The sequence below is a fragment of the Synechococcus sp. B60.1 genome, from assembly GCF_047462555.1.
Lineage (GTDB): Bacteria > Cyanobacteriota > Cyanobacteriia > Thermostichales > Thermostichaceae > Thermostichus.
On the sequence record NZ_JANSJN010000141.1, the window covers coordinates 1 to 4,540 of the forward strand.

The 4,540-nt window shown below is 51.1% G+C and carries 3 protein-coding genes and 2 pseudogenes; 1 reads left to right on the forward strand and 4 read right to left on the reverse strand.

Going from position 1 to position 4,540, the window contains the following annotated elements:
* The coding region (locus NW863_RS12235) for a hypothetical protein (RefSeq protein WP_414366683.1) at window positions 1-182 on the forward strand (182 nt) is incomplete at its 5' end.
* A 380-nt stretch (window positions 183-562) separates the two neighbouring features.
* On the opposite strand, the pseudogene NW863_RS12240 reads toward NW863_RS12235, so the two are convergent.
* From NW863_RS12240 to apcD, 4 genes and pseudogenes are all read right to left on the reverse strand, one after another.
* Window positions 563-1,509, reverse strand: a pseudogene (locus tag NW863_RS12240) (IS630 family transposase).
* A 535-nt stretch (window positions 1,510-2,044) separates the two neighbouring features.
* Window positions 2,045-3,043 (reverse strand): annotated as a pseudogene (locus NW863_RS12245) (chlorophyll a/b binding light-harvesting protein); the annotation flags it as partial.
* A 29-nt stretch (window positions 3,044-3,072) separates the two neighbouring features.
* Window positions 3,073-3,558: an allophycocyanin subunit beta gene (locus NW863_RS12250; protein WP_414362571.1), complete on the reverse strand. Its 486-nt coding sequence runs from the start codon at window positions 3,556-3,558 to the stop codon at window positions 3,073-3,075.
* Between the two features lie 239 nt (window positions 3,559-3,797).
* Window positions 3,798-4,271, reverse strand: coding sequence for an allophycocyanin subunit alpha-B (gene apcD / locus NW863_RS12255; RefSeq protein WP_414362572.1), 474 nt, complete (start codon window positions 4,269-4,271; stop codon window positions 3,798-3,800).
* Window positions 4,272-4,540 lie beyond the last annotated feature (269 nt).

Sequence of the window (4,540 nt, forward strand, 5' to 3'; positions counted from 1 at the left end):
CCCTCAACCGCAGCCCCTGTGGGATCAAGCCAATTAGAGAGTTTCACCCCAGAATTGAAAACCTCAATGCCACTCACCTAATCGGTTCAGGAGAGCATAGCTGTAAAGCCTATCTGCCTCACTTGGAGTTTCTTCTGGATCAGAAGCTGGACTGGAAAGCTCGCAGCAGCCACCTGATCTAGCCTATGCCAAGCCAGATGGTTTCTGCCCCAGCCACAAGAGAGGATCCCTGTTCGATATCCATCTCTGGAACTGCCGGGATCCCACTCGAGATTGCTAAAGAGCTTGCTTTGCCGTGGTCGGCACGCAGCCTGGCTGCGCAAGAATAAATATCCCAACTGACGGCTATCTTGAGCCTACGCCTGGATGCCGGGGTAGGCGATTGGTCAGGCCACCAACATCGACAGTGATGGCAGCTCTCGCCACGGCCTATCCCTGCTTCACCTAACGCTCCAATCTATCTTCATCTGAATGCACGGGATCCCCCACCGCGGTGGGGAGGGGTAGCGCCTAATATACAGTACCAGTCTGCCCCAAGTTCTGACTACAGCCTGTTAAAGAATCAAGGGGTACAGTAGCAACACTTAGCAAACCAACTTCGGAAGCAGGATGGATTGATCAGGAGTAAACAAGTCTGCACTATCTGCTCCACGCTATACTTTCCAACTCTGGAAAGCTGCCGAATAAAATGCTTCAACACCGACCACATCATCTCAATAGGATTCAATTCCGGTGAATACACAGGCAGGTATAGGATTCGCGCTCCTGTCCCCCTAATCAATTCCTCAACTTCCCGACTCTTATCGATATTTAAGTTGTCCATCATCACAACCTTCCTCGCCTCTAGCTTCAGACATAAATCGCTTCTCAAAAACTCTAAAAAATCCCCTTTCCTCATCCTACCCTTAATGAGGCAATAGCCAACTAACCCTCTCAAGGAAATAGCTCCAATAACAGTATGCTTTCCCCCTTATATCTCTGACGATAATGATAGGCTCTTTGACCGCGTAAACTCCGAGCTACTCCCCGTTCCATTCCCTCCCACACCCCTGTCTGGTCAAGGGTAATCAAATCTTCTGCTGGAATATCTCTGACTTCTTGACTATAAGCTAGCCGTTCTCTGTGCACCTCCTCTTCTTGCACTCTCCCACTGCGGTAAGTCTTTTGTTAGAGTCATTCCTTGCTTTTTCAAGCAATTGTGTATCGTGACGGTACTCGCGTCAATTGCTAAGCATTCCCGCAACAGTTCTTGATACCGCCACAGGTAGAAGTTTGGGTGTTCTGCCATAGTTGCCATCACTTCCTGTCAATGTTGTTCCAAAATACCCACTTGCTTCGTACCTAACTTTACTTGGGGGTTAAATCCTGAGTTTGTTGGTACTGTCGCACCCAGCGGTGTACTGTTCTTTTGGTTACCATGAACCGTTCGGATACCTGGCAGATGGAGATCTGACCTGCCTGATAAGCTGTTACAACTCTCTGCCGTAAATCCAAAGAATGGGTTGGCATCCCCTTCTCTCCTTCCTTTTGAAACTGTACCCTGTTCTAAACTAACAGGCTGTACTTAGAACCCTAGCAAAACAGAAAGCTCTCAGGAAAAGCAATCGCCTCTCCCGGAGCTTAAACCGTGTTAGGTTAGAGCTTAAATCTAGGCCTTGCCCGGCTCATAAAAGATGCTGGGCACGGGTTGGGAGAACCTTGAGACATCGATCTCCGGTTTGCGCGGCCCATAGTTCATCTTCAGATCAGGAGGCTGAAAGAAATTCTCTACCTTTGCGGGCTCATAGAAGATCCATCTTCTAGGGGTGTAATTGACCTGATAAAGAGTTTTTCGGATACCGTTTACTAGGGATGACGACCCTGAGCCAAACCCTTGCTGCGGTTGATACAAATAGACATTCTCCAACGATACTGAGAGGGGCTCAGGATCGGCGAAGGGAGGCTCATAGCAAAGCGCAGGATTTGGCTGAGGTTGACACTGAAATTGAACCTGATACACAGCTTCAGAAGTCATTTCCTGCCGGGCCTGCTGCCAGGACTGCAGTACCTTGCCAATATCAAAGCCCATAGCCCGCTGAAAATGCCACAGGGATCCCTGGAGGAAGAAGAAGGCCAAGTAGAAGTGAGCGTTGGCCAGCCAGACCCTTGAGGAGTAGTTCCAGGCCCCCGCTTGGTTGGGATCGAAGTAGTAGGGGGTGAGGGCCGACTTTAGCTGCAGAGTTGGCCCATAAAACTCCACCGGATAGGCCAGTGAGTTAAACCCACAATAGTAAGAGGCTGTAAATCCGGCTAAGGCAACACCAAACAGAGAGTAGGAGAGGATCCCGTCTGCTGAAAAGAGAAAGCGAGCTTTAACCCACTCAAAGGGTGGAACCAGGATGTGCCAAACCCCTCCCAGCAAGAGAAGAGCTGCCACATAAATGTGGCCTCCCACCAAGTCTTCCAAATTATCGACATCGAACAGATGGGTGCGGTAGTTCCAAAGAGTGGCAAAATCCAAAGTTGGGGACCTGACCAGGCGCACCTGAGCAGTGGTGGCGTCGTACAGCCCTCCAAGCAGCATCGCCTTGGCCACCAGCAGCAGGGATCCCAGGCCCAAGATGAGTAGGTGGTGCCCCAAAATTATCCCCAGTGTTTTGGCATCATCCCAGGCAAAGTGAAACTTGGCAGCCTTGCCGAACTCCATATCTAGGCGGGGGGAAAGTTGGGTTTGGTGGAAGTAGGCACCCCAAGCCAACACGCCGGCAGCCACCAGGTGAATCGAGGCAATGGCCACATAGGGGAGAGTATTGACGATCTGGCCACCGGGGCCGACCCCCCATCCCAGTGTGGCCAAGTGGGGCAGCAAAATCAACCCCTGCTCGTACATTGGCAAATCTGGCGAGAACTTGGCCAGCTCAAACAAGGTGAAGCCGCCCGCCCAAGCCATGATCAAGGCTGCGTGGGCCACATGCGCCACGATAAAGGTATTGGAGAGGTCGATCAATCGAGCGTTACCTGACCACCAGGGGTAAGCGGATGGGTGCATCCTCTTGGCATTCATAGGTAGTTCCTCAGTAAGTCCAGGCGCGTTTAGCTCAGACCGGCAATGATGTGGTCAAGATAGGCAGCCATTTCTTGACTTGCCTCTGGGTCCAGACTTTCTGCTAGCACCTCCTTCATTGCATTGAGGGCTTGAATGACGCGATCGATGGGGACTCCCAGAGTGATGTAAGTCTCTTTCAGACCTCTCAATACCCGCTCATCTAGGATGGAAGGATCGGCGGCCAGCATGGCATAGGTGGCATAGCGCAGAAAATAGGTTAGATCCCGCAGGCAGGCTGCGTAGCGCCGGGTGGGATACATATTGCCCCCCGGCAGGGTAATATCCCCGTAGAGCAAGCTCTTAGCAACGGTCTTGCTGATAATGCTGCTAGCGCTGGAGCTGATAATCTTGGCTGCTTTGACGCGCATGCTGCCACTTTGGAAATAGCGACTTAATTGCTCCAGGGCTGCGGCATCTAAGTAGGAGCCTTTCTCGTCAGCAGGATTGATCAGAGAAGTGATGGTGTCTTTCATGGCTTTTCCTCCAGGAATTATCTAGGAACTGGTTTTTCGAAGCAATTGGGCATTTCCTGACCATCTTTTGCCCAGGCATTGCCCCCGAGGACTCCATTGCAACCTAAGACACCTCAGAGCCCGCAGGTCAAGCCTGTAAAACGAACCTAGACCTCAAACTCACTATCCAAAAGTGGCACACACCGGCTCTCCAGTAAAACTTAGAACTGGTCAGAAGCGCGGCGAACCAACTTACCTATTCAAAAAGCGCGAATGAGTCTGTCGAAGTAGGGAGCAGCTAAAGCCATCTCTTCCGGAGAAAGAATACCGGCGGCTACGTCTTTCAGGCAGCTCATCGCCACCCGCAGGTTTGGCAGCGGCACGCCCAAAGACATGTACATTTCTCGCATACCGTTCAGGCCAATGTCCTCCAGCGGCTTATCGTTGCCTGCCAAGATGCAATAGCTAATTAGGCGGATGTACCAACCTTGATCTCGCTGGCAGAGGGCAGTTTTTTGGGGGTTGCCCTTGTTGCTGGGGGTGTTAGGGCATTTGGCCCAAAAACGTTTGCTGCCTTCTTGGACAATTTTTTGCTCGTTCTCTGCTAACTTTTGGGCGGCTCGGATACGCACTTGACCTTTGCTGAAGAAGTCTTCTAGCTTGGCGATCTCGGCACTGCTGAGGAAGCGATCGGCCGCATCCGACTGCGCGATGACTTGGGCAACAAGGCTCATAGGTTTTCGACGAGGAACGCTCTACAGGTAACAAAGTAAGTCAGATCCTCAAGATCGAAACCACTTATTAAGAAAAAGTTGTGAATTGAAACTTACTTGCAACAAATTCCCTCTGACCTGCGCTTTTAGTACCGCAATAACCTTGACCCCCTCTTTACCGACCAGGGCGATTGCCAAGGTTTTGAATCGTACCTATTGCTACAGAATCTACGATAGAATTGGCGTGTAGAGGTCAGGGTGGGGAGATCTCTCATGAACGCAACTGCTGA

Coding starts and splice junctions, on each gene's coding strand:
- NW863_RS12250 (WP_414362571.1), bottom strand. CDS start 3,558: ATGAAAGACACCATCACTTCTCTGATCAATCCTGCTGACGAGAAAGGC.
- apcD (WP_414362572.1), bottom strand. CDS start 4,271: ATGAGCCTTGTTGCCCAAGTCATCGCGCAGTCGGATGCGGCCGATCGC.